General features: G+C 28.9%; 24 protein-coding genes, 1 tRNA gene and 1 pseudogene. 6 read left to right on the forward strand and 20 right to left on the reverse strand.

The features are described from left to right. Window positions 1-237, reverse strand: coding sequence for a FeoA domain-containing protein (locus ACYQ1U_RS05335; RefSeq protein ID WP_459885088.1), 237 nt, complete (start codon window positions 235-237; stop codon window positions 1-3). 94 nt (window positions 238-331) lie between these two features. On the opposite strand from ACYQ1U_RS05335, the gene purT reads away from it, so the two are divergent. From purT to ACYQ1U_RS05350, 3 genes are all read left to right on the forward strand, one after another. Continuing rightward, window positions 332-1,504, forward strand: a complete 1,173-nt coding sequence (gene purT, locus ACYQ1U_RS05340) for a formate-dependent phosphoribosylglycinamide formyltransferase (protein ID WP_459885090.1) — start codon at window positions 332-334, stop codon at window positions 1,502-1,504. Window positions 1,505-1,737: 233 nt separating this feature from the next. Continuing rightward, window positions 1,738-2,076, forward strand: coding sequence for a P-II family nitrogen regulator (locus ACYQ1U_RS05345; RefSeq protein WP_459885092.1), 339 nt, complete (start codon window positions 1,738-1,740; stop codon window positions 2,074-2,076). 44 nt (window positions 2,077-2,120) lie between these two features. Beyond that, window positions 2,121-3,293: an ammonium transporter gene (locus ACYQ1U_RS05350; RefSeq protein ID WP_459885094.1), complete on the forward strand. Its 1,173-nt coding sequence runs from the start codon at window positions 2,121-2,123 to the stop codon at window positions 3,291-3,293. 471 nt (window positions 3,294-3,764) lie between these two features. Here ACYQ1U_RS05350 and ACYQ1U_RS05355 read toward each other — a convergent pair whose 3' ends face one another. Continuing rightward, the gene (locus ACYQ1U_RS05355) at window positions 3,765-5,750 is read right to left on the reverse strand and encodes a methyl-accepting chemotaxis protein (protein ID WP_459885096.1); all 1,986 of its coding nucleotides are present in this window, start codon (window positions 5,748-5,750) and stop codon (window positions 3,765-3,767) included. Window positions 5,751-5,828: 78 nt separating this feature from the next. On the opposite strand from ACYQ1U_RS05355, the gene bcp reads away from it, so the two are divergent. Continuing rightward, window positions 5,829-6,290, forward strand: a complete 462-nt coding sequence (bcp, locus tag ACYQ1U_RS05360; protein ID WP_459885098.1) for a thioredoxin-dependent thiol peroxidase — start codon at window positions 5,829-5,831, stop codon at window positions 6,288-6,290. Window positions 6,291-6,348: 58 nt separating this feature from the next. Here the strand turns inward: bcp and smpB are convergent, their stop codons facing one another. The 13 genes and pseudogenes from smpB to ACYQ1U_RS05425 all read right to left on the reverse strand — a co-directional run bounded on the left by smpB (window position 6,349) and on the right by ACYQ1U_RS05425 (window position 16,913). Then, window positions 6,349-6,804 carry an SsrA-binding protein SmpB gene (gene smpB, locus ACYQ1U_RS05365; RefSeq protein WP_459885100.1) on the reverse strand — a complete coding sequence of 152 codons (456 nt, stop codon included), beginning with the start codon at window positions 6,802-6,804 and terminating at the stop codon, window positions 6,349-6,351. Beyond that, on the reverse strand, window positions 6,801-7,565 hold the full coding sequence (proB, locus tag ACYQ1U_RS05370; protein ID WP_459885102.1) for a glutamate 5-kinase: 765 nt from the start codon (window positions 7,563-7,565) through the stop codon (window positions 6,801-6,803). Before proB ends, smpB begins: the two co-directional genes overlap by 4 nt. Continuing rightward, a complete protein-coding gene (obgE, locus tag ACYQ1U_RS05375; RefSeq protein WP_459885104.1) occupies window positions 7,546-8,610 on the reverse strand; it encodes a GTPase ObgE in 1,065 nt (354 codons plus the stop codon). The genes proB and obgE overlap by 20 nt, the downstream gene beginning before the upstream one ends. A gap of 140 nt (window positions 8,611-8,750) precedes the next feature. Then, complete coding sequence (gene rpmA, locus ACYQ1U_RS05380; protein WP_459885106.1) at window positions 8,751-9,011, reverse strand: 50S ribosomal protein L27; 261 nt, start codon at window positions 9,009-9,011, stop codon at window positions 8,751-8,753. Between the two features lie 9 nt (window positions 9,012-9,020). Further along, complete coding sequence (rplU, locus tag ACYQ1U_RS05385; protein WP_459885108.1) at window positions 9,021-9,332, reverse strand: 50S ribosomal protein L21; 312 nt, start codon at window positions 9,330-9,332, stop codon at window positions 9,021-9,023. 82 nt (window positions 9,333-9,414) lie between these two features. Next, window positions 9,415-9,789 (reverse strand): RidA family protein, encoded by a 375-nt coding sequence (locus ACYQ1U_RS05390; protein WP_459885110.1) that lies wholly within the window; start codon window positions 9,787-9,789, stop codon window positions 9,415-9,417. Window positions 9,790-9,833: 44 nt separating this feature from the next. Beyond that, on the reverse strand, window positions 9,834-10,664 hold the full coding sequence (locus ACYQ1U_RS05395; protein WP_459885112.1) for a patatin-like phospholipase family protein: 831 nt from the start codon (window positions 10,662-10,664) through the stop codon (window positions 9,834-9,836). 159 nt (window positions 10,665-10,823) lie between these two features. Further along, window positions 10,824-11,264 (reverse strand): annotated as a pseudogene (locus ACYQ1U_RS05400) (IS630 family transposase); the annotation flags it as partial. Between the two features lie 321 nt (window positions 11,265-11,585). Next, window positions 11,586-13,220 (reverse strand): chaperonin GroEL, encoded by a 1,635-nt coding sequence (gene groL, locus ACYQ1U_RS05405; protein ID WP_459885114.1) that lies wholly within the window; start codon window positions 13,218-13,220, stop codon window positions 11,586-11,588. Between the two features lie 16 nt (window positions 13,221-13,236). Next, window positions 13,237-13,512 (reverse strand): co-chaperone GroES, encoded by a 276-nt coding sequence (gene groES / locus ACYQ1U_RS05410; protein ID WP_459885116.1) that lies wholly within the window; start codon window positions 13,510-13,512, stop codon window positions 13,237-13,239. A 543-nt stretch (window positions 13,513-14,055) separates the two neighbouring features. Then, complete coding sequence (locus ACYQ1U_RS05415; protein WP_459885118.1) at window positions 14,056-15,339, reverse strand: TRAP transporter large permease; 1,284 nt, start codon at window positions 15,337-15,339, stop codon at window positions 14,056-14,058. Then, entirely contained in the window at window positions 15,336-15,890 is a 555-nt protein-coding gene (locus tag ACYQ1U_RS05420) for a TRAP transporter small permease (protein ID WP_459885120.1), read from the reverse strand. The genes ACYQ1U_RS05415 and ACYQ1U_RS05420 overlap by 4 nt, the downstream gene beginning before the upstream one ends. 33 nt (window positions 15,891-15,923) lie before the next feature. Beyond that, the gene (locus ACYQ1U_RS05425; RefSeq protein WP_459885122.1) at window positions 15,924-16,913 is read right to left on the reverse strand and encodes a TRAP transporter substrate-binding protein; all 990 of its coding nucleotides are present in this window, start codon (window positions 16,911-16,913) and stop codon (window positions 15,924-15,926) included. Window positions 16,914-17,204: 291 nt separating this feature from the next. Between ACYQ1U_RS05425 and ACYQ1U_RS05430 the strand changes: the two genes are divergently transcribed. Both ACYQ1U_RS05430 and ACYQ1U_RS05435 read left to right on the forward strand, forming a co-directional pair. Next, window positions 17,205-17,281: transfer RNA gene (locus ACYQ1U_RS05430), tRNA-Met, on the forward strand. 1,087 nt (window positions 17,282-18,368) lie between these two features. After that, complete coding sequence (locus ACYQ1U_RS05435) at window positions 18,369-18,743, forward strand: hypothetical protein (protein ID WP_459885124.1); 375 nt, start codon at window positions 18,369-18,371, stop codon at window positions 18,741-18,743. A gap of 234 nt (window positions 18,744-18,977) precedes the next feature. Here the strand turns inward: ACYQ1U_RS05435 and ACYQ1U_RS05440 are convergent, their stop codons facing one another. The 5 genes from ACYQ1U_RS05440 to ACYQ1U_RS05460 form a co-directional block, all read right to left on the reverse strand. After that, a complete protein-coding gene (locus ACYQ1U_RS05440; protein ID WP_459885126.1) occupies window positions 18,978-20,267 on the reverse strand; it encodes a hypothetical protein in 1,290 nt (429 codons plus the stop codon). After that, window positions 20,267-20,443, reverse strand: coding sequence for a hypothetical protein (locus tag ACYQ1U_RS05445; protein WP_459885128.1), 177 nt, complete (start codon window positions 20,441-20,443; stop codon window positions 20,267-20,269). Before ACYQ1U_RS05445 ends, ACYQ1U_RS05440 begins: the two co-directional genes overlap by 1 nt. 68 nt (window positions 20,444-20,511) lie before the next feature. Then, window positions 20,512-21,228: a phage antirepressor gene (locus ACYQ1U_RS05450; RefSeq protein WP_459885130.1), complete on the reverse strand. Its 717-nt coding sequence runs from the start codon at window positions 21,226-21,228 to the stop codon at window positions 20,512-20,514. 3 nt (window positions 21,229-21,231) lie between these two features. Next, the gene (locus ACYQ1U_RS05455) at window positions 21,232-21,450 is read right to left on the reverse strand and encodes a hypothetical protein (RefSeq protein ID WP_459885132.1); all 219 of its coding nucleotides are present in this window, start codon (window positions 21,448-21,450) and stop codon (window positions 21,232-21,234) included. 10 nt (window positions 21,451-21,460) lie between these two features. After that, window positions 21,461-21,874 carry a hypothetical protein gene (locus tag ACYQ1U_RS05460; protein WP_459885134.1) on the reverse strand — a complete coding sequence of 138 codons (414 nt, stop codon included), beginning with the start codon at window positions 21,872-21,874 and terminating at the stop codon, window positions 21,461-21,463. Window positions 21,875-21,885 lie beyond the last annotated feature (11 nt).

The following is a 21,885-nucleotide window of genomic DNA, read 5'->3' on the forward strand; positions in this document are numbered from 1 at the left end:
CTACTTAGAACTCGGTAATTTTTCTACTTCTATCTCTTTTGCTTCTTCTTCTCTTAAAGCAATATTTGTGTTAGCAACTTCAACATCAAATGTATTTTTTGCCAAAGTATGTTTAACTACTTTTACTTTTTCACCTTTTACAAACCCCATAGATAAAAGTTTACTTTTTAAAGGTTCTTTTGCATAAATTTTTTTAATAATTCCCATATCATCAATATTAAGCTCACTCAACCTCATAAAACCCCTTTTTTTATCGAAGTATACCTTCTTTATAGATATTTGACTTTGATATATATCAAAAAATGGTATAATTTTTGAAAAAAGGAATAAAATGAAGCTTTCTACTCCTTTAAAATCTAATTCTATAAAAATTATGCTTCTTGGATCAGGTGAACTTGGAAAAGAAGTGGCTATTGAAGCAAATAGACTAGGATGTGAAGTAATTGCAGTTGATAGATATCCAAATGCTCCTGCACACCTAGTAGCTCAAAAAAGCTATGTTATTGATATGAAAGATAAAGAACAAGTCCTTGAAGTTATCAGAAAAGAAAAACCAACATATGTTTTGCCAGAAATTGAAGCAATCAATATTGATGCTCTTTTTGAAGCGGAGAAGGAAGGGATTCATATAATACCAAATGCAGAAGCTGTAAATAAAACAATGAATAGAAAAAACATTCGTGTATTTGCAGCTGAGACTCTAGGTCTTAAAACCAGCAAATACGAGTTTGTATCAACCTATGAAGATTTAAAAAAAGCTTGTGATAAATTAGGATACCCTGTAGTTGTAAAACCAATTATGAGTTCATCTGGTCATGGTCAAAGTATTGTAAAATCTCCAGAAGAAGTAATAAATGCATGGGAGTCTGCAAAAACAGATGCAAGAGGTAATGCTGATGAACTAATTGTAGAAGAATTTATCGATTTTGACTATGAAATTACTCTACTTACTGCAAAAAACGATAGTGAAATAGTGTTTTGTCCACCAATTGGACATATTCAAAAAGACGGGGACTATATCTTTTCTTGGCAAGAAATGAGAATGAATGAAACTGCTTTGAAAGAAGCAGAGCATATTGCAAAAACAATTGTTGAAGGACTTGGTGGTAGAGGAATTTTTGGAGTTGAAATGTTTGTAAAAGGAGATGAGGTATATTTTAGTGAAGTAAGTCCTCGCCCACATGATACAGGACTTGTTACTCTTATTACTCAATCTCAAAGTGAATTTGCACTTCATATAAGAGCTGTTTTAAATTTACCTCTTGGGTTTGAATTTTTAACACCTGGGGCTAGTGCAGCTTTTAAAGCTGACAAAGATTCATATACTCCTCAGTTTGAGATTGCCCCTGAAGTGTTTAGCAGTAACTCTAGATTTATTGTATTTGGAAAACCAGAATCTCACCCTGGAAGAAGAATGGGAGTATTGCTAGTAAGTAGTAAAACTTCAAAAGATGCACTAGAAAAAGCAAAACTTTTAATTCAAAAAGTTAAGATAAGCACATAAAAACTTTTGTCAGTATAGGTTTAAAGGTTAGTAGAGGTTACAAATTTAATACCTTTAATACCTTTATAACCAATAATATTAAATTGTTGCAAATATATACAAAATGATTGTGAGACTCTTATAAATATTTCCCATTGTTTTAAATACTGCTTAAAAGTTAATCACTTCTTTTTCTTTTTTTTTACTTTTTTTATACTACTATTACATTTATAAAACAAAAAAAGGAGAAAATTATGAAAAAAATTGAAGCTATAATCAAACCATTTAAACTTGATGATGTAAAAGAAGCTTTATTTGAAATTGGAATAACTGGTATTACAGTTAGTGAAGTAAAAGGACATGGAAGACAACAAGGCCATACTGAATTATACAGAGGTGCAGAGTATGTAGTAGATTTTTTACCAAAAATTAAAATTGAACTAATAGTAAAAGATGATGAAGTAGATAACGTTGTAGAAGCTATTACAAAAAGTGCGAGAACTGGGAAAATTGGTGATGGAAAAATTTTTATATTACCAATAGAAAAAGCAATTAGAATAAGAACTGGTGAAGAGGATGAAGAGGCTATATAAGTAGGTAAGTTCCAAGTAAAAAATGAAAAATTAAAGGAGTGATAATGGATATGGCTTGGGTAGTTGATACTTTATTCGCATTATTTGCGTTTACATTGATTATTTTAATGGTTCCTGGCTTTGCTATGCTTGAAGCAGGTCTTGTTAGAACAAAAAATGTAACAACTGTTTTAACTGTAAATACTATGATTTATATAGTTGCAAGTTTAATATTTTTCTTCTGGGGATATACTCTTGCTTTTGGTGGATGGGATGGCACAAGTATGAGTATGTATGCTGCTTTTCTATTCCAAATGGCATTTGTTGGAAAAACTGTTAATATTATGAGTGGGGGAGTTAGTGAAAGAACAAAAATAGTTCCTCTTGCAATCTTTACAGTTTTTATGGCAGGACTTATATATCCTCTTGTAGTAAATTGGACTTGGGGTGCAAATATTTTAAGTGGAAGTTTTTTTGATATTTCAGCTATGCATGACTTAGCTGGTTCAACTGTTATACACTCAACTGGTGCTTGGGCATTACTTGCTGCTATCTTAATTATTGGAGCAAGAAAAGGAAGATACACAAAAGATGGAAAAGTAAAAGTAATACCAGCAAGTAACATTCCATTAGTAGTATTAGGTGCATTTTTATTATGGATAGGATGGTTTGGATTTAATGGAGGAAGTGTTGGAAGCATTTCAAGCAAAGAAAATGCCGATACTGTAGCTCTTGTTATTATGAATACGAATAACGCAGGACTTATTGGTGGACTTGTTGTATTTATCTTAAGTTATTTAACTTATAAAAAATTCGATATTACTATGATTTTAAATGGTGCTCTTGGAGGACTTGTAGCAATTACTGCTGGTGCTGATGTAGTAAGTCCAATGAATGCTTTAATAATTGGTGCTATTGGAGGAGCTCTTGTATTCTATGCAGTACCTTTTTTTGATAAATTAAAAATTGACGACCCAGTAGGTGCTTTATCTGTACATTTAGTAAATGGTATTTGGGGTACTATTGCTACTGGAATTTTCGGAGTTGGAGTAAGTTTAGCAGCTCAAATAAAAGGAGTAATAGTAGTAGGTGTTTTTGCATTTATTTCATCATTTATTCTTATTTATATAATTAATAAAATTATTCCTTTTAGAGCTGATGAAGAAGATGAAATTGAAGGACTTGATGTAAAAGAATGTGGTATTGAAGCATACCCAGAATTTAAAAGAGCTATTTAAGCTCTTTTTCTTTTTTAATAAAATACTTTTATACCAATTCTAATATAGTCATAGTTTTTAAATAGAAGTATATGCTTTAATTGGTTGTATTTGATTAACTAAATTTTATTATACTGAAGTGTCTAAACATCTTGGAATTGGTATTATAATCCTACTTCATTACTTACTTTCAATATTAAAAAACAAACCTAATTACATTTTATTTATTATAAAATGTATATTTAATAAAATAAATAACTTTATTTCGAAACTTTTATTTCGAGTACAGTATAAATAATTATACCAATTGACAATGGAAAATGGACAATGGAAAATGATGAAAAGTATTGAAATTAAGGAAATTTTAAACATTTATAAAGTAACTAACTAATTAAGAATTGGTAACAAAAGAGCAAATATTTAATAAGTGTCTGATTCTAATACTAGTCATAGAAGCAAAAATACTATTTATTAAAAAAACAAAAAAGAAGATTAGATTTTAAATTGACTAATCTCTTTAAGAAGCTTATCTGCAAGTTTTGCAATTCTTTCAACATAAGACTGATTTTTAACCACATTCTCTTTATTTATTTCTGATAAGTTTTCAATTTCTTTCATTTTTGTAATAAATTCTTGCATAACTTTTACAATTTTCTCAATTTCTTCTACATTTATTTCAACTTTTTCTACAACTTCATTCATCTTAGTTGAAACTTGTTCTATATTCTCTTGAACTTCTGATGTTTTTTGAGTGACTCTATTTACATTCTCAATATTTTTATTCATATCTTCACTTGCAGAGTTAATTGCTTGAACTATTACATTTATTGTAGCATCTATCTCTCCAAGACTTTTTTGAGTTCTCTCAGCTAGTTTTCTTACCTCATCTGCAACAACTGCAAATCCCCTTCCATGTTCACCTGCTCTTGCAGCTTCAATTGCAGCATTTAATGCTAAAAGATTTGTTTGATCTGCAATTTCACGAATAACAGTTAATACACTTTTAACTTGCTCTGCATCTTGAGAAAGTTGTTGTAATTTAATTGCAAGTTCATTTTCATTTTCAGCATTCGTTTCAATATTTCTCATTGTCTCTTCAATAATTTCAATAGCCGCTTTTAGTGAATCATTAGCTTCAAGAATTGACTCTTTTACTTCATTTGAACTTTCTGCTTCACTTGTTAGTTTTTCCTTAATATCATATGCACTTTTTGAAGCCTCAGTTACAATATTTGCTTCATTTTGAATATTAGTAGTAATGTTATTAAAAGAATTTTTCAGATTTGTTGTCACTTGTTTATTTTCAAGTGAACTACTATGAGCACTAAGCATTACATCATGTAGTGAATTGATAAAATCTCTAAGAGCTTTTCTAATTTCTCCAAACTCATCTTTTTCGTAAATTCTTATATCAATAGATAAATCTTTATCTCTTGCTATCATTAAAATAAGATTTTTTAGACTACCAATTTGAATACTAAATGATCTTACTATCATAAAAGAAACAATAATAATTATTACAATTAATATAGTACCAACAATTACATCTTGTATTGCATGATCTTTAACATAACTTAAATCTTTTTTTATAATTTGTGCTATTCTATCATCAATTCGTTTTAAAGCATTAATTTTTTTAGTAATTGTTTTAAACCAATATTCAGGATCAACATTAAAATTTCCTGTCTTATGATTTGAAATAGCAATATCTCTCATTCTTTGAACTTCTGCAAATGAAGGATCTTTAATAACTTCAAAATACATCTTTTTCATTTCTTTATTTGCAAAAGTTAAAAAGTCATCAATATAAGCTTGTTGTTTAGCTACAAGTTTAATAAATTTAGTATACATCTTACCAATAAATCTGTCTGCTCCAAATGTTGCACTAAGTACTGCTCTTTCAATTCCTGCTCTTTCTTTTGCTTTTAAAAATGAAGTATAAGCAGCTAAATCCATTGATATTTGCCTATTAGGAGCAAAAGTAGCGCTCATACCAATAATTCTAAGAATATGAGAATTCATACTTGAATACCAGTTAACTTCTTCTTTGACAGAAATTTGAAAACTATCCACCTTTTTTCTAATTTGGTCAAGTTCATTAAGATACCCGCTAAGTGTATATATTGCAGCTTTAAATTCTGCAGGATATTTATTTAAATCAATTTTAGCTAATACTGACTTATACTCTTGAATTTTATTATCTGTTAGTCTTCTTTGTTGTAACAAAATTTCTCTAAATTTTTTGCCATGACTACCTATATATCCAGCACTAGCTCCTCTTTCTTTTTGAGTTTCATGAATAAGTCTACTTAAACTTTCACTAAGAGTAATAAGTTCTGTAAGTTTTTCTTTTTTTGCAATAAAATCGAAATGTTTTAAAACCCTTTCTCCAACAAAATAAGAAACCATTACAATTGACATAAATACAATGATTAATACCTTAAACTTCAAAGGTATTCTATTGATGAAATTAAGCATTAACGCTCCTTTTTAATAAAAATCATTTTGGAGCATATCGGCATATTTTTGATATAATTTAACAAAAAGGAAAAAATAATGCATAAAGCACCTGATTTTTGTTTACCAAATCAAGATGGAATTGAAATCTGTCTTAGAGACCTTAAAGGCAAATGGATAATTTTATATTTTTATCCAAAAGACAATACTCCTGGTTGTACTATAGAAGCAAAAGAATTTAGTGAGCTATTAGATGATTTCGAAAATCTTGGAGCAATAGTTATAGGAATTAGTCCTGATAGCCCTAGGAAACATTGCAACTTTATTGAAAAACATAACCTAAAAATAACACTTCTAAGTGACGAAGAAAAACAAGTATTAAAAGAGTATGGAGCATTGGGCAAAAAGAAAATGTATGGAAAAGAATATGAAGGGGTAATTCGTTCTACTTTTATCATTAATCCTGAAGGAGAAATTGTAAAAGAATACAAAAAAGTAAAAGCAAAAGGTCATGCTGCTTTAGTTTTAGAAGACCTTAAAAAAATGAAAAGTGAAAAATGAAAAATTATATTGAAACTAACCATTAATTTTTGTCACTTTTCATTTTTAACTTTTAACTTTAAAATCCATATCTTTTCATAGCAGCCCTTGCCTCTTTTGCTAATTCTTTTTCTTTCATCACTCTTCTTTTATCGTGAAGTTTTCTACCTCTTGCCACAGCAATTTCTAGTTTAGCTTTGTTTTTATTATTAAAATAAATTTTAGTCGGAACTAATGTATATCCTTTTTCACTTGTATAACCTGCTAATTTTGCTATCTCATTTTTATGAAGCAATAGTTTTCTTGGTCTTTTTTCATCATGTCTAAAAGCAGAATAAGTTGTATCAAGGTTACTAATATGTCCCTGAACCCACCATGCTTCTCCATCTTTTATTTTAACAAAACTATCTTTAAGATTTGCTCTTCCAGCTCTCAGTGCCTTTACTTCGCTTCCTTTAAGCTCAATTCCTGCTTCATACTTATCAAAAATATCATAATCATGATAAGCTTTTCTATTTGTTGTAACTACTTTCATACGACCTCCTTAGGTCTAAATAACGTTCCTTTTATTTGATTTCCTTTTAAAAACTCTTCAATAGTTTCAAGATTACTACCACTTGTTAAAAACATAGGTTTTCCTCTTTCCATTAAAAACTTAGCAGCTTTAAGTTTTGTTACAATTCCTCCTGTTGCAAAAGAATCATTTGGATTACATTCCTGATTTAACCATTCATCTTTAATTTCCTCAACTAAACTAATTGGCTTCGCATTTTTATTAATTTTTGGATTAGAGTCATAAAATGCATCAATGTCACTTATAATAAAAAGTACATCTGCATCAAAATAGTACGTGACATATGCGCTTAATTGATCATTATCTCCAAATATTATCTCTTCAACTGATACTGAATCATTTTCATTTATAATAGGAATTACTTTATTTTCAAGCAAAACATTAATCATTTTTCTTGCATTTTCTGTACGCTTTCTACTATCAAAATCAGCTGCTGTTACTAAAACTTGAGCTACAGTAATATTATACTTATTAAATCTCTCTTTATATTCTCTCATCAAAAGAGGCTGTCCAATAGCAGCAAGAGCTTGTTTGTTTTCAAGATAGCTTTTATCAAGAGGACACTTTGTATATCCGGCTCCTACTGCACCAGAACTAACAAGCAAAACTTCATAATCTTCATTTAGCTTAGCTAAAAGCTTTACAATTTTATCCATTCTATGACTTAGACGTCCATTTTCATATAAAGTAGCAGTCCCTACTTTAAATACCAGTCTCTTCATCTTTACTTCTTTCTACCATATCAGCAAGTACAAATTTAAGACTCTCAAGATTAATTCTAGCTGCTGCACTTATAGGCAATACAAATGTATTTTTATCAAAATAGCAAGGATACTCTTCACTTGCTCCATATTTTGGCTCTGTTGGTGTAATATTTAATTTTTCAAAAAACTCATGTGCTTTATTTACATCTACTGCGTCTATTTTATTAAGTGCAATTGCATAGTCTCTAAATGAGAGCTTTTCACTATAATTTTTAAGTTCCTTTTGAAGTGTTTTAAATTGATATACAGGGTCTCTAAATGATGCTAAATCTATTATAAAAAGAATAATTTTTGTTCTTTCTATATGTTTTAAAAACTCAAATCCAAGACCTTTACCTATATGTGCTCCTTCAATAATTCCTGGAATATCAGCCATTACAAAACTTCTAAACTCATCAATCTTCACAACACCTAACTTTGGTGTTAAGGTTGTAAATTCATAATTTGCAATTTCTGGTTTTGCATTACTAAGTGCACTTATAAGAGTTGATTTTCCAGCATTTGGAAATCCTACAAGACCTACATCTGCAATAAGCTTAAGTTCCATTACTATTTCAAGTTCTTTTCCTTCCTCACCCGGCTGAACATATCTTGGTACTTGCTGTCTTGGCCCCCTAAAATGCCAGTTTCCTAAGCCCCCTTTTCCTCCTTCAAGCAATACTTTTCTCTCTCCATGATATTTCATATCAAGCAAAACTTCACCCGTATTTGCGTCTTTTATAATAGTCCCAGGTGGTACTTTAAGTACTAAATCTTCTCCATTTGCTCCATGTTTTTTTCTACCTTCTCCTGGACGACCATTTTTAGCTTTAAGAAGTTTCTTACCTTTAAAATGAGAGAGTGTATTAGTATTATTATCACATTCAATTATTACATCTCCACCTTTTCCCCCATCTCCACCATCAGGTCCGCCTTTTGGAACAAACTTTTCTCTTCTAAAACTAACACACCCTGCCCCACCTTTTCCTGATTTAACGGTTAGTTTGATATTATCAACAAACATTATCCCACCTTGTATATTAGTATAAGTATATTAGTTATTAGTTTATTGGTATAAAAATTCATAAACCAATACACCAATAACAAATCAACAAATTATCTGATATTTTATCAAAATATTAAAAAAGTAGAGGGGAGAAAGAATTAATCTTTTGTAGGGTATACTGAAACTTTTTTTCTGTTTTTATCTTTAATTTCAAATTTTACATATCCATCAATTAAAGCATAAATTGTGTGATCTTTCCCAATTCCTACATTATTCCCTGGATGAACTTTTGTTCCTCTTTGTCTAATAATAATATTTCCAGCTTTTACAAATTCTCCACCAAATTTTTTAACGCCAAGTCTTCTACCAGCTGAGTCTCTGTTATTTTGAGTTGACCCTTGTCCCTTTTTGTGTGCCATTTCTGCTCCTTACGCTACGATTTCTTTTACTCTAACTTTTGTATAATCTCTTCTAAAACCTCTTTTTTTCTTAGAGTCTTTTCTTCTTCTTTTTTTGAAAATAATAACTTTTTTACCTCTATAGTTTCCAATTACTTCTAAAACTACTTTTGCTCCATCTACAAGAGGAGTTCCTATTTTTGTTTCATCTGCTTTTACTAATAAAACTTCATCAATTTCAATTGTTTGTTTTGGCTCTGCGCCTTCAATTCTATCAAGGTCTAAAACGTCCCCAACATTTACTTTATATTGTTTACCACCATGTTTAATAATTGCATACATATTTTAACCCTTTACTCTGGTTTTAGGATGAAATATTACCAGTCATTTCTTAAAGTAAACTTAAATTAAGCTTTCTTTAAGTTTAATCCTCTACAACAGCTATACACTCAATCTCAACTTTTGCACCTTTTGGCAGTTCTTTTACTGCGACTGTGCTTCTTGCAGGCTTATGCTCAAAATATTTACCATAAACTTCATTAACTGCTGCAAAATTATTAATATCATCTAAAAATATTGTAGTTTTTACAACATTTTTAAGACTAGCTCCTGCTGCTTCAAGAACAGCTTTTAAATTTTCACAAACTTGAGTAGTTTGAGTCTTTACATCAACATCTAAAAAATTTCCACTCGATGTAAGTGCTATTTGCCCTGATGTAAAAATCATATTTCCTATCTTAATTGCTTGAGAGTATGGACCAATTGCTTCAGGAGCATTTTTTGTATATATTTTTTGCATTTTTTTCCTTTTTAATTTTCAATTCTCCATTCTCAATTTCCATTTTACATTGTAATTATACCCTGTTTTTTAGCATTTTTTAAAGTGTCTTTTGTGATTACTTTTCCTATTTCTATTAATTCAGGAGCTTTATGAAAATCAAACCATTTTGCTATATTTTGAGGAATTTTTATTTCAATATCAGGTTTGTACTCAGCACATCTATATCTAAAAATAGTTTCCATCATTAAATTAATTGATTGGGTAACAACATCTTCTTTATTACTAAAGATTTTTTTCCACACTTCTTCTAAAATATTTTGTCTTTTTTTAATTTCATAAGGTATCTTTATATCTATTATTTTTTCATCACCATATAAATTAACTGCTACAATCATATCACTCATATCACTCATAACAGGTGCAACAGGCATTAAATTCAAAACTCCTCCATCAACTAATACTCTCCCGTTTATCTTTACAGGTTCAAATACACCAGGAATTGCACTTGATGCTTTTACAGACTGCCACAAATCACCTTTTTGAAACCAAATTTCTTTTTTTTTAGTCAAATCAGTAGCAACTGCTGTATATTTAATAGGCAAATCTTCTATTTTATAATCTCCAACCATTTCTTTTAATTTATGAAATATTTTATTTCCGTCTAACTTAAAAGGTAGTTTATAAAATTTAAAAATATCCAAAAAATCAAAACTCATTACCCATTCTTTATATAAATCAAGCTTGCCACAAGCTTCAACTGCCCCAATAACAGCACCAATTGAAGTCCCAGAAATACTAACAATTTCAAATCCATATGCCTTCAATTCTTCTATAACCCCTATGTAACAATATCCTCTAGCTCCTCCTCCACTTAATACTAATGATATTTTCATAAAAGCCTTTCATTATAAATATATAATTTAGATTATACCAAAACTTATTAATACCAATTAAAAGTTAAAAACTTGTCTATATTACTTAAAAGTGGTGAAGATAGAAAGCTAATACCAATTCTCATATATTCATTGCCTTTATAATATATTTATAAGAAACTACAGATTTGATTTGCTCACTTGTATATGAAAGTAAAATTTCTTCAACTTTTTTTCTAATTCTTCTATTGTTTTAAATATTATATTTTTTAAAAATTTCTTTATATCTTCAAATCTTCTCTCTTGTGGATTTAACTCTGGCGAATATGGAGGAAGATATTCAATTTTTATATTTTTTGGAATATCAAGTTTTTTAGATTTATGAAAATTCGCATTATCCATTATTAAAACTATATTATCATTTCTAAATTTTTCACTTAAGTTTTTTAAATATTCATTAAAACAAATACTATCTAAATGTGACATATACATTGAAAAATCTTCTCCACTTTTTATATCTGTTGCTTGATATAAATAAAAATATTCATATTTCTGTTGATATGATATTATTGGCTTTATTCCTTTTGCTGTCCATTTCCTTCCTACATCTGTTATCAACCCAAATCTACTCTCATAAAGTTATTATATATAAGTTCTTAGGTATTTTGGAATTGGTATAATATCTATTGAGAGTTGAGAATGAAGAATAGAAAATTAGTTCCAAATTCCAAGTAATCTGAGAATTAAAAATTACCTAAAATTTAGGCTTTCTTAAAATTGCAAATTACATAATCAAATTAGTAAATTATATTGAAAAAATTAAAATTAAATTATTACAAAAATGTAAGAGTAACAAAATCACTTAATAAAAAAGTGTTTTAAATTTTGATAAATTTTAGTGTCAGATATATATATTTTTTAAATAAAAAAGGGGAGAAAGAATTACATCATAGGCATATCGCCCATTCCTCCCATTCCTCCTGCTGGTGCTTTTTCTTCTTTTGGCTCTTCTGTTACAGCAGCTTCAGTTGTAAGTAAAAGTCCTCCTACACTTACTGCATTTTGAAGAGCGATTCTTTCAACTTTAGTTGGGTCAATAATTCCAGCTTCAAACATATTTACATATTCACCAGTTGCTGCGTTAAATCCTGTGTTTTCATCAGCTTCTTCTACTCTTAGCGCAACAACTCCTGGCTCATATCCAGCGTTTTCTGCAATTTGTTTAATTGGTGCTTTTACAGCTTTTTTAACAATTTCTACACCAATTTTTTCATCATCATTTTCACATTCTACATTAATGTTTTTAGCAGCTTTAAGTACAGCTGCTCCACCACCAATTACAATACCTTCTTCAACAGCTGCTTTTGTAGCACTTAGTGCGTCATCAACTCTATCTTTTTTCTCTTTCATTTCAGTTTCAGTAGCCGCACCTACTTTAATTACAGCAACTCCACCGCTTAGTTTTGCAAGTCTTTCTTGTAATTTTTCTCTATCATAATCGCTTGTAGTTTCTTCAATTTCTTTTTTGATTTGATTAATTCTTGCTTCAATAGCTGCTTTATCACCTTTTCCATCCACAATTGTAGTATTTTCTTTATCAACTACAATTCTTCCAGCTTGTCCAAGATCTGCTAGTGTTGCTCCCTCAAGTGTTCTTCCAAGTTCTTCACTAATTACTTGACCACCAGTTAAAATAGCGATATCTTGTAGCATTGCTTTTCTTCTATCACCAAATCCTGGTGCTTTTACAGCTACTACATTTAATACACCTCTTAGTTTGTTAACTACTAAAGTTGCAAGTGCTTCACCTTCTACATCTTCAGCAATAATTAATAATGGTTTATTTCCGCCTTGTTGAACTAGTTGTTCAAGTAATGGTAATAAATCTTTCATATTGCTAATTTTTTTATCGTATAATAAGATATACGCATCTTCATATTCAGCTACCATTTTATCTGGATTTGTTACAAAATATGGACTTAAATATCCTCTATCAAATTGCATACCTTCAACTACTTCAAGTTCATCTTGAAGAGATTTTCCTTCTTCTACTGTAATAACTCCATCTTTTCCAACTTTATCCATTGCCTCTGCAATAAGCTCACCAATTTTTCTGTCATTGTTTGCTGAAATTGTTGCAACTTGAGCAATTTGCTCTTTATTTTCAACAGTTTTGCTCATTTTTTTAAGCTCTTCAATAATTGCATCAACTGCTTTATCCATACCTCTTTTAACAGCAATTGGATTCGCACCAGCGGTAATGTATTTTAGACCTTCTTTAAAAATTGCATGAGCTAAAACTGTAGCGGTTGTTGTTCCATCACCTGCTTCATCAGCAGTTTTACTTGCAACTTCTTTTACAAGTTGTGCTCCCATATTTTCTACTGGATGTTTTAATTCAATTTCTTTTGCAACACTTACACCATCTTTAGTAATGTGTGGAGCACCAAAACTTCTTTGAAGTAATACATTTCTTCCTTTTGGTCCCATTGTAACTCTAACAGCATCAGCTAACTTTTCAACTCCTGCAAGTAATTCATTTCTTGCTGCATCACTATATACGATTTCTTTTGCCATAGCTCCCCTCCTTTAATTATTTTTCAATTTTTCCTAGAATATCATCTGTATTTAAGACAAGATATTCTTTTCCATCAATAGTTATATCAGTACCAGCATATTTAGCAAATACTACAGTATCCCCTACATTAATTGGTAAGTTTTCATCTTCTTCAACTTCTTTTGAAATTGCAACTACTTTTCCTTCAAGTGGCTTTTCTTTTGCATTATCTGGAATAATAATCCCGCTTGCAGTTTTAGCTTCTTCTTCTAATCTTTCTACTAAGACTCTAAGTCCAATAGGTCTAAACATTTCCGCCTCCTTTTTATAAAGTTAATTTAACTGGTGGAATTATATAATAAAACATATAATATGTCAAGAAAATTTATAAAAATTTTAAAGAAAAATGAGTATAAAACACTAAAGTTTATTAAAAATATATGCTCATATTAATGCCGATTGAAAATTGAAAAAAATAAAAAATATCGAATTTATGGTGTTTTTGTAAAATTTTTTAGCGTTCAATTATATTGGAATGGTATTTGTAGTAGATTATAGATTTTAGATTAAAATTCTCAAAATCCAAAATCTGTAGTCCAAAATCTAATACTTATTAAACCAATATTTAGTCAGTGTCTTTGGTATAAGATATTAAATGAAGTTTGATATAATACCATACCTACAAATTATTCTTACATTCTTACCCCTTACCACTTATCCATTTTTCTGAGTTTAGGATAAGAGGGATAAGGGATAAAAATGTCAATTTGTTTTTTAGGATTGGTGTAATATCAATAAAAAAGAAAAAACACCAATTACTAATACACTAATATACAAATAGTTAATTGCTATATACTACTTCATCATTGTATTTGGTAACCATAATGAAATTTCTGGGATATATGTAATTAACAAAAGTCCAACTAGCAGCACAAAAAACCAAGGAAATACCGATTTTACAACTTCCTTTATAGACTCTCCGGTAATTCCACTAGCTACAAATAGATTTAACCCTACAGGTGGTGTTAACATTCCAAGTTCCATATTTATAGTAATAATTACACCAAAATGAATTGGATCAATACCAAGCATTGTAGCTATAGGTAACAAAAGAGGCACCATAATCATAATAATAGAACTTGGTTCCATAAAGTTTCCAGCAATTAATAAAATTATATTTACTGCTACTAAAAACATTACTTTATTTAGATGCATATCAACTACTATATCAGTCAACATTTGAGGAACGTTTTCAATAGTTAAAAAGTAAGCAAACATTGAGGCGTTAGCAATAATAAATAATATCATTCCACTCGTTTTTGCACTCTCAAAAAAAATCTCTCCTAAATTTTTTATTTTTATATCTTTATATATAAATAAAGAAACAAAAAGTGCCCATATAGCACTAACAGCTGCAGCCTCTGTAGGAGTAAATATACCTCCATAAATTCCACCTATAATAATTACAATAGTCATTAATGCCCAAAAAGACTCTTTAAATTTTTGCCATCTTTCTTTCCAGCTAGCAGGTGCTGTTTTTTTAAATCCAAGCCTTTTTGCTCCCAAATATGTTACTGCCATCAACATAAAACCTATTAAAAGCCCGGGAATTATTCCAGCCATAAATAATTTACCAATACTTTGTTCAGCCGTTACACCATAAATAATCATAACAATACTAGGAGGAATAAGTATGCCTAAACTACCAGCAGTTGTTATAGTTCCTATGGCATAAGTTTTTGGGTATCCCGCATTCATAATTGCTCCAAACATAATAGAACCAATTGCAGCAACTGTAGCAGGTGAAGAACCTGAAACTGCAGCAAAAACAATACTCGCAAAAATAGCTGCTATTGGAAGCCCACCTGGTAAATGTCCTACAAATGCTTTAGCAAAATCAATTATCCTTTTAGCACTCCCTCCTTTACTTAAAAGATTTCCTGCTAAAATAAACATTGGAATTGCCATAAGAGCGTATTTATCAAGCTGAGAAAAAAGATTGCTAGCTAAATCAATCAAAATATCTTTTCCCTCAAATATATAAGCTGTAATCATAGTAGATAGCCCTAATGCCACTGCTACAGGCACACTTAATATTAAAAATAGAAAAAAAAGTATAAATAAAGTTACAACTATCACTTAATTTCTCCTACATTTTCTTTTACTTCTTCTATAATTATTTCAATTTCACTTTTTCTTACTATTTTATCCGCTGATGTTTTAATATCTTCAATAAATTTGTAAATTGTTAATATAGCAGCAATTATCATACTTAACGGTAATATTAAGTAAATATACCAAATAGGTATATTCAAATCTACACTAATCTCACCACTTATCTTAATTCCAAAATCAGGGTCAAATATAAATAAATATCCAAAATATGCCACTAATAATAAATAAAATAAAATTATCAAATCAACTAAAATAATAATTAATTTTGAAATTCTTTTTGGCAATAAATCAATAAGTATTGTAACTCTTATATTACCACCTATTCTAAAAAGATAAGCAGCCCCAAACATTGCAGACCAAATAAAAAGATAACTAGTAAGCTCAAAAGCCCAATCAATTCCTTCATTAAATACAAATCTTGCTACGACATTTATAAAAGCAAGTAACACCCCAGCAGCAATTAAAAAAGAAATAAAAAAAACTGTAATCCCTATAATTATTTTTTCAAGCTTCAAAAATCAATCCTTTAAGAGGAAAAACCCTCCAAATTATTCCCCAGCTTTTATAGCGGCTTCAATTAAATCTTTCCCAATTGTATTATAAAATTTAGGATAAATAGTTCTTAGTTTTTTCTCCCATGCAAGTCTCTCTTTTGGTGTTAAATAATCTATTTGAAGTTTTACTGTTTTTTTAGCATATTCTTTAATTTTATTTAATTGTTCATTATTCAATTCTTTTGCCCAAATTCTCTCTTTTTCAGTTGCTTCTTTCATAGCCTGTTTGATAACATTTTTCAAATCATTTGGCAATTTGTTCCAAAATTTTTTACTAATAACTACCATATATCCAAGATATCCATGATTTGTCATAGTCATATATTTTTGGACTTCATAAAATTTTTTTGTATAAATATTAGATATTGTATTTTCTTGTCCATCTACTACACCTTGTTGAAGAGCTGAATATACTTCACTAAATGGTAATACTACTGGAATGGCACCAAGCGCTTTAAATTGTTCTATTAATACTTTTGAACTCATTACTCTAAATTTAAGTCCTTTAGCATCTTCTGGTTTAATAAGTGGTCTTTTACTATCTGTCATTTGCTTAAATCCATTATCCCAATACGCAAGTGCTACATAACCTTTTTTTGTAACCATATCAAGAAGTTTTTTCCCAACCTCTCCATCTAATACTTTATGCAGATGATTTTCATCTTTAAATAAAAATGGTAAGTCAAATAGTCCAAGTTGCGGCACAAGTCCAGTAAATTTTGAAAAACTTGGAGCTGCCATTTGAACTGTATTAAACTTCATCTTTCTAAGAATTACTTTATCTTTACCAAGTTGTGCATTTGGAAAAACTTTTACTTTTATTTTTCCATGAGACAATTCTTCTACTCTTTTTGCAAAATAATCAGCCGCTTTTCCTTTTGGAGTATTTGGAGATACAACATGAGAAAATTTAATAACATACTCAGCTGCAAAACCAATACTTGCAAGTAATGTTAAACTTAATGCGGTTTTTAAGAATTTCATTTTTTCTCCTTTTTTAATGTTTATTTAACCTATTATAGCATTTTATCTATTTGAAAATAATTTTATTCTCACTTTCTTATTATACTGTTACTTTATGTAACTTATACAAAATGTAAATAAACTAGTATATTTAAAAAATTTTATTTTATAACTAAAAACTCATACCTTTATGTAATTGTTGGTCAGATAAACTTATTTTATTTTGCAAATTGTCTGAAGTAAGTCTCTTCATTATCTTAATATCCCTCTTGACATTAAGATTATTTTTTATTATCATTTCAATCCACAGATGGTGGGGTAGCTCAGCTGGCTAGAGCGCCGGTCTCATAAGCCGGAGGTCGGGAGTTCGAGTCTCCCCCTCACTACCATCAAAATCCCCATAAATTCGATGTTTTAAAGACTTTAAAATTCAAAAGGTTACGACTTGGGTTACGACTTCTAAGTATTTTTCTAATCAAAATTTTAAGTAGGTTATGTTAAATAAGAAAATTAAACTAATTTTTTTTAATGTAAACTTTTGTCAAATTTTTTATAGTGTGGGATTTATTGACTTTTGTTGAAATTAAAAAAGTTCTATTATCTTTTAAAAGCTGTTTAGTTTTATTTACCTGTTGGATAACTATATACCCCCACCCCCCCTAAAATTAGATTTTGTTTTTTCGTGGTTGGACGACCGATGTTCCTTTTAAAGGCTGATAATTTTGATATAGCCCATCATCTCAAAAGATTAGAGTAACTACTAATTCTAATATTTTTTACCCTCAAAGCAGTTATCAAAAACTCCTTTTTTTACTAATTTGCTTATATATTGTCTGCTAATTTTTAGTTCTTTTGCTAACTGGTTTTGTGATACTAACTCCATTTTACTCCTTTTGTCAACTTGTCAACCATTTTGTCAACCAGTTTACATAGTAGTTGACAAAATCTACATTCTTAAAAAATCCGATATATCAATACTTTTAGATAATTTTGTCAACTAAATTTGTCAACCACTTTTTTTTAAACTTTGTGTGTGTGGAAACTGGGGTTGGCGACCACCGCAACACCATAAATTGCCCATAGGACCCAGCAAGTTTATAGGTTCTTCTAAAAACTTTCATTTAGTGCGGGTGCATTTGACCCCAATTTTTACTAACTTATAAAGTTTTTTTTGAGTTTACAAATTTACATAATTATTTTTAAAATTTATTTTTTAAATGACTTGCAAAAGGATAATATTAGCAATTTTATTAAAAACCATTGTGTAAACCATTAAAGCCTTTAAAAAATAATTTTTCCAGCCATTTTACCTCCTAAGTTTCAAAAATACTTTATAATTACAACCATAAATAGTCAGTTTCCCATTGTTGAAATATTGAAACCTAAAAAAATCACTTTGTGTGTGTGAAATTTGCGGTCGAAAGTGTCCGCAAAAAAAGTTTTGCTTACGCAGGACCCATTTGTTACAATTAACATATGAAATTCTTAATTACATTTATAACTAACATTTTATTAGCTTTGTTGTTTTTTTATAATTCAACTTTTTTAGATGGTCTAAATGATGATATAGAGATTGCAATAATAGTATCCATTATCGATTATATTTTCATTTTTCCAATAAGCATAGTTATTGGATTTGTTTTATACAATAAAATTTTTGAAACATCTAATTATTCATTAGAAGAATTAAAAGAAAAATATGAATTCTCTTTTGCATATACAATTGGTATTTTTATATTATTCATACTTAATATTTTTTTTAAATTTCTATCTACTGACCCGATAAACTTTCTAATTATTACTTCATTACCAGCTTTATTTATTGGAATGTTACTTCTTTCTTTTTTTTAAATCAATTGTAAGTGATTTTTATCCCTCTTAGCTATCTACTATACTTAAAAAAGTTATTCGTTAAAATATGATAGGTTTCTCGCAAAATTAGAGATACATTTTAAATAGCATTCGTTAAAAGAAAAACTATCAACTAAACCAATAACTTTAAACCTCATCATCTCCCCCTAATTGTGTTAAATCCCAAAAAGCTATCAACTGCATTAGAGTATCGTTGGTAATCAAAAGAGAAAATCAATTAAGAGGATTTCTCTTTTCAAGTTCTTGAATAATTTCTTCTAAACTCAAATCAATTTCTAAAGTAGCAAGTCTATCATTAAATAACTCTACCATTCTTGGTAATGCTGTATAATCTTCTAATAAATCATAATCTTCATTGTCTTCAAAATAGATTAGTGAATATAGTATTCGTTTAATTAAATTGTCATAAGCAATATTCTCTTTTGCATTTTTTAAAATTGAGCTTCTAAATCCATCAAAAAGATGAAGTTCATATTTAGCTAAAAACTTAGTTATCAAATAGATGTGATATTCAATATCTTCTAAGTAGTAAAGTTTTTCTATTTTATCTTCAAATTTGATTATGTCTAAATAGTGAATGTAATCGTTATATTCATTATAGCAATATCTAATAAATAAATTAGGTAAATACTCATTAATAGCTTCTTCTTTTGAGATTGAATAAAGGTCTATTATATTTTGGACGTTATAATTTATTTCCATAATAAGCTGGTCTATTGATTTTTTAAAGTAATTAGGATTAGATAGAGTTTCTAAATATTTATCTAAATCTACATTATCATAATGAGCTTTATAAACTCTTGCATATATAGCAGTTAAAATGTCTTCTTCTTTGTAACCTTGTCTTATAAGTTGTTTATAAGTTTCAAAATATTTCTTCTCTTTATATGCTGGTAAGTTATTGTTCTCAAATAAATCTCGTAAGTTGAAAATTACTCTTAAAAATTTCTTTTCAAAAAATGAGAGTGAGCCTATATATATAGGACTATCTTTTTTTTCTATTTTTTTGTTTCTATTATTAGTATCTATATTTATATTTCTATTATGTGACAAATTTGTCGATAGGCTATTGACATTTTTGTCTAAAGGGTTATCACTTTTTTGTCTATACCCTATAGACAGATTTGTCAATAGGTATTGACTAAATTGTCCTAAGGTAAAATAAGTTTTATTCCCATTTTTTTTATATACTTGTTTTCTAATTAAATCTATATATTCTAATTTTTCTAAACTTCTTATTAAGTTTCTTTTACTTTCAAAAGGTAAAATAGGATTATCTTCAATTATATTTTTATAAGCTATATGAGTATATTCCACCCCATCAACTACAATTCTATTTTGTTTAATCTTTTCATTATCTGATAAGCAAAATTGAGCTATATAATCAAAAATAACCATATCATTAGCGTCAAGCCAAATTTGTTTATTTTTTGGCTTATTTTTGTTATAATCACTAAGAAGTTCAAAAAGTGGCTTAATTGGTATCAATGCAAAATCTCTCATTATTTGCCTTTAGATGAGGTTGTAACGATTAATTCATTGCAATTAATACTAAAATACCTGCAAGCCTTTTTGATAGCTTCTGCTTCGTTTTTAGCAGGTAATACGATGGCTTTTTTACCTGCTTCTATTTGATAAACATTTTCACCTAAATGATAGATTTTAATTTCTGTTTTCATATGTCTCCTTTAATAGACTTGTCTTATGTATAATGCAGTCTTTTGCAGTATGGATAAAACAAACCTCATCAAGAGGCTGTTTCGTTAAGAGATGAAAATAATTCAATTAAAAACTCTCTGCCTTTTTGCGTCCATCGTGGATAATATACTGGTAATCCATTGGCTTTTAATCCCTGTTTTGTCTCTGTGTATCCTTTATCTGAATATTTTGAAGTTAATACCCAAGTTCCATTGACTTTATATTGAATGTCTAATTCTTGAAGTTTTTTATTTAGCTCGTTTGCACTTTTAAAACCTAATTCTTTTGCTATTTCTGAGGCTGTATAAGTCTTTTTAGTATGGCTTAATAGTGTTACTTTTTTTTCAAGTTTTTCCTTTTCAAGTTCTACCTGATATAGTGTTTCTAATAATGATTTGGTAAAATTAGGGTCTGTAATCATTTTCTGCAGGGTATGAGGTTCTATATATGCCCCATACTTTCTAATTACTGGTAACACTTCACTTGTTACCCAGCGTTTGAATTTCTTTGCACTTTCTTTTTTACTCATAAAAATAATTTGATAAAAACCACTCTCATTTACTATTTTAAATTCTCTTAATTGACCACCTGAGTTAAGTTTAACTGAAGTCAGGTCTGCTTCATCAACTCTTTTTAAAGTCTCTGTAATATTGCTTAATCCTAAAATCTCACATACATCTTTTGCTACAAACCAAGGCTCATTATTTTCATCTTTTAATACTCTAATATCTCCAAACTCAATATTTTTAAACACTTTAATCATCATTGTTTATCTCCTTTGATTTGCTGACTTAAAATCAATTTTCACATCATTGTGAATAAGATTTTCAACTGCTTTTTTGAAATTGTTTTGACTGCTAAATATCCATAAATGCCTAAGCTCGGAGAGGTTAACTCCGATAGTGTTTTTTAACTGCTCTTCTGAATAGATAGGCTTTTTAATAATCTCAGCATCTAAATATCTATTAGCTATTTGTTTATAGTTCATTAGTTTGCCTTTAAAAAGAGGTAGCTATATTTATAAAATCACAATAAGCCCTAACGTCTCTATATTCGATAATGTCTTTTATAGAATTTTCATTTTCTGGGTCAAAAAAGTATCTTGTATATATTCCACCTAAATGATTATAATCTTCTCTTATTGCATCTCTTAATCTATGTAACTCATAACCACTGAATAGATGATAATCATCTGTAAAATGTGCGTAACCATCTTTTACTGATATTAAAAACATAATTCTTAAAGCCTCTATAAAATACCAATCAAAATCAAATAATCTATATTTAAGGTCAAATTCTTTAAGATAAATAGTTACACTTCTATCATCTGCCTTAATTACCTCAACTTCTGTATAACTTTTAGCAATATCTACTAAATTAAATAATTTGTCATTTAATGCTATTGTTTCCATTGTTTAACTCC

The sequence above is a fragment of the Caminibacter profundus genome (assembly GCF_054657155.1).

Excerpts from the sequence above, each read along its gene's own strand:
- ACYQ1U_RS05350 (WP_459885094.1), top strand. The coding sequence starts at position 2,121 with ATGGATATGGCTTGGGTAGTTGATACTTTATTCGCATTATTTGCGTTT.
- proB (WP_459885102.1), bottom strand. The coding sequence starts at position 7,565 with ATGAAGAGACTGGTATTTAAAGTAGGGACTGCTACTTTATATGAAAAT.
- bcp (WP_459885098.1), top strand. The coding sequence starts at position 5,829 with ATGCATAAAGCACCTGATTTTTGTTTACCAAATCAAGATGGAATTGAA.
- ACYQ1U_RS05425 (WP_459885122.1), bottom strand. The coding sequence starts at position 16,913 with ATGAAATTCTTAAAAACCGCATTAAGTTTAACATTACTTGCAAGTATT.
- ACYQ1U_RS05455 (WP_459885132.1), bottom strand. The coding sequence starts at position 21,450 with ATGAACTATAAACAAATAGCTAATAGATATTTAGATGCTGAGATTATT.
- ACYQ1U_RS05345 (WP_459885092.1), top strand. The coding sequence starts at position 1,738 with ATGAAAAAAATTGAAGCTATAATCAAACCATTTAAACTTGATGATGTA.
- ACYQ1U_RS05390 (WP_459885110.1), bottom strand. The coding sequence starts at position 9,789 with ATGCAAAAAATATATACAAAAAATGCTCCTGAAGCAATTGGTCCATAC.
- obgE (WP_459885104.1), bottom strand. The coding sequence starts at position 8,610 with ATGTTTGTTGATAATATCAAACTAACCGTTAAATCAGGAAAAGGTGGG.
- purT (WP_459885090.1), top strand. The coding sequence starts at position 332 with ATGAAGCTTTCTACTCCTTTAAAATCTAATTCTATAAAAATTATGCTT.
- rplU (WP_459885108.1), bottom strand. The coding sequence starts at position 9,332 with ATGTATGCAATTATTAAACATGGTGGTAAACAATATAAAGTAAATGTT.
- rpmA (WP_459885106.1), bottom strand. The coding sequence starts at position 9,011 with ATGGCACACAAAAAGGGACAAGGGTCAACTCAAAATAACAGAGACTCA.
- ACYQ1U_RS05440 (WP_459885126.1), bottom strand. The coding sequence starts at position 20,267 with ATGAGAGATTTTGCATTGATACCAATTAAGCCACTTTTTGAACTTCTT.
- ACYQ1U_RS05460 (WP_459885134.1), bottom strand. The coding sequence starts at position 21,874 with ATGGAAACAATAGCATTAAATGACAAATTATTTAATTTAGTAGATATT.
- groES (WP_459885116.1), bottom strand. The coding sequence starts at position 13,512 with ATGTTTAGACCTATTGGACTTAGAGTCTTAGTAGAAAGATTAGAAGAA.
- ACYQ1U_RS05335 (WP_459885088.1), bottom strand. The coding sequence starts at position 237 with ATGAGGTTGAGTGAGCTTAATATTGATGATATGGGAATTATTAAAAAA.
- ACYQ1U_RS05445 (WP_459885128.1), bottom strand. The coding sequence starts at position 20,443 with ATGAAAACAGAAATTAAAATCTATCATTTAGGTGAAAATGTTTATCAA.
- smpB (WP_459885100.1), bottom strand. The coding sequence starts at position 6,804 with ATGAAAGTAGTTACAACAAATAGAAAAGCTTATCATGATTATGATATT.
- ACYQ1U_RS05355 (WP_459885096.1), bottom strand. The coding sequence starts at position 5,750 with ATGCTTAATTTCATCAATAGAATACCTTTGAAGTTTAAGGTATTAATC.
- groL (WP_459885114.1), bottom strand. The coding sequence starts at position 13,220 with ATGGCAAAAGAAATCGTATATAGTGATGCAGCAAGAAATGAATTACTT.
- ACYQ1U_RS05435 (WP_459885124.1), top strand. The coding sequence starts at position 18,369 with ATGAAATTCTTAATTACATTTATAACTAACATTTTATTAGCTTTGTTG.
- ACYQ1U_RS05450 (WP_459885130.1), bottom strand. The coding sequence starts at position 21,228 with ATGATGATTAAAGTGTTTAAAAATATTGAGTTTGGAGATATTAGAGTA.
- ACYQ1U_RS05395 (WP_459885112.1), bottom strand. The coding sequence starts at position 10,664 with ATGAAAATATCATTAGTATTAAGTGGAGGAGGAGCTAGAGGATATTGT.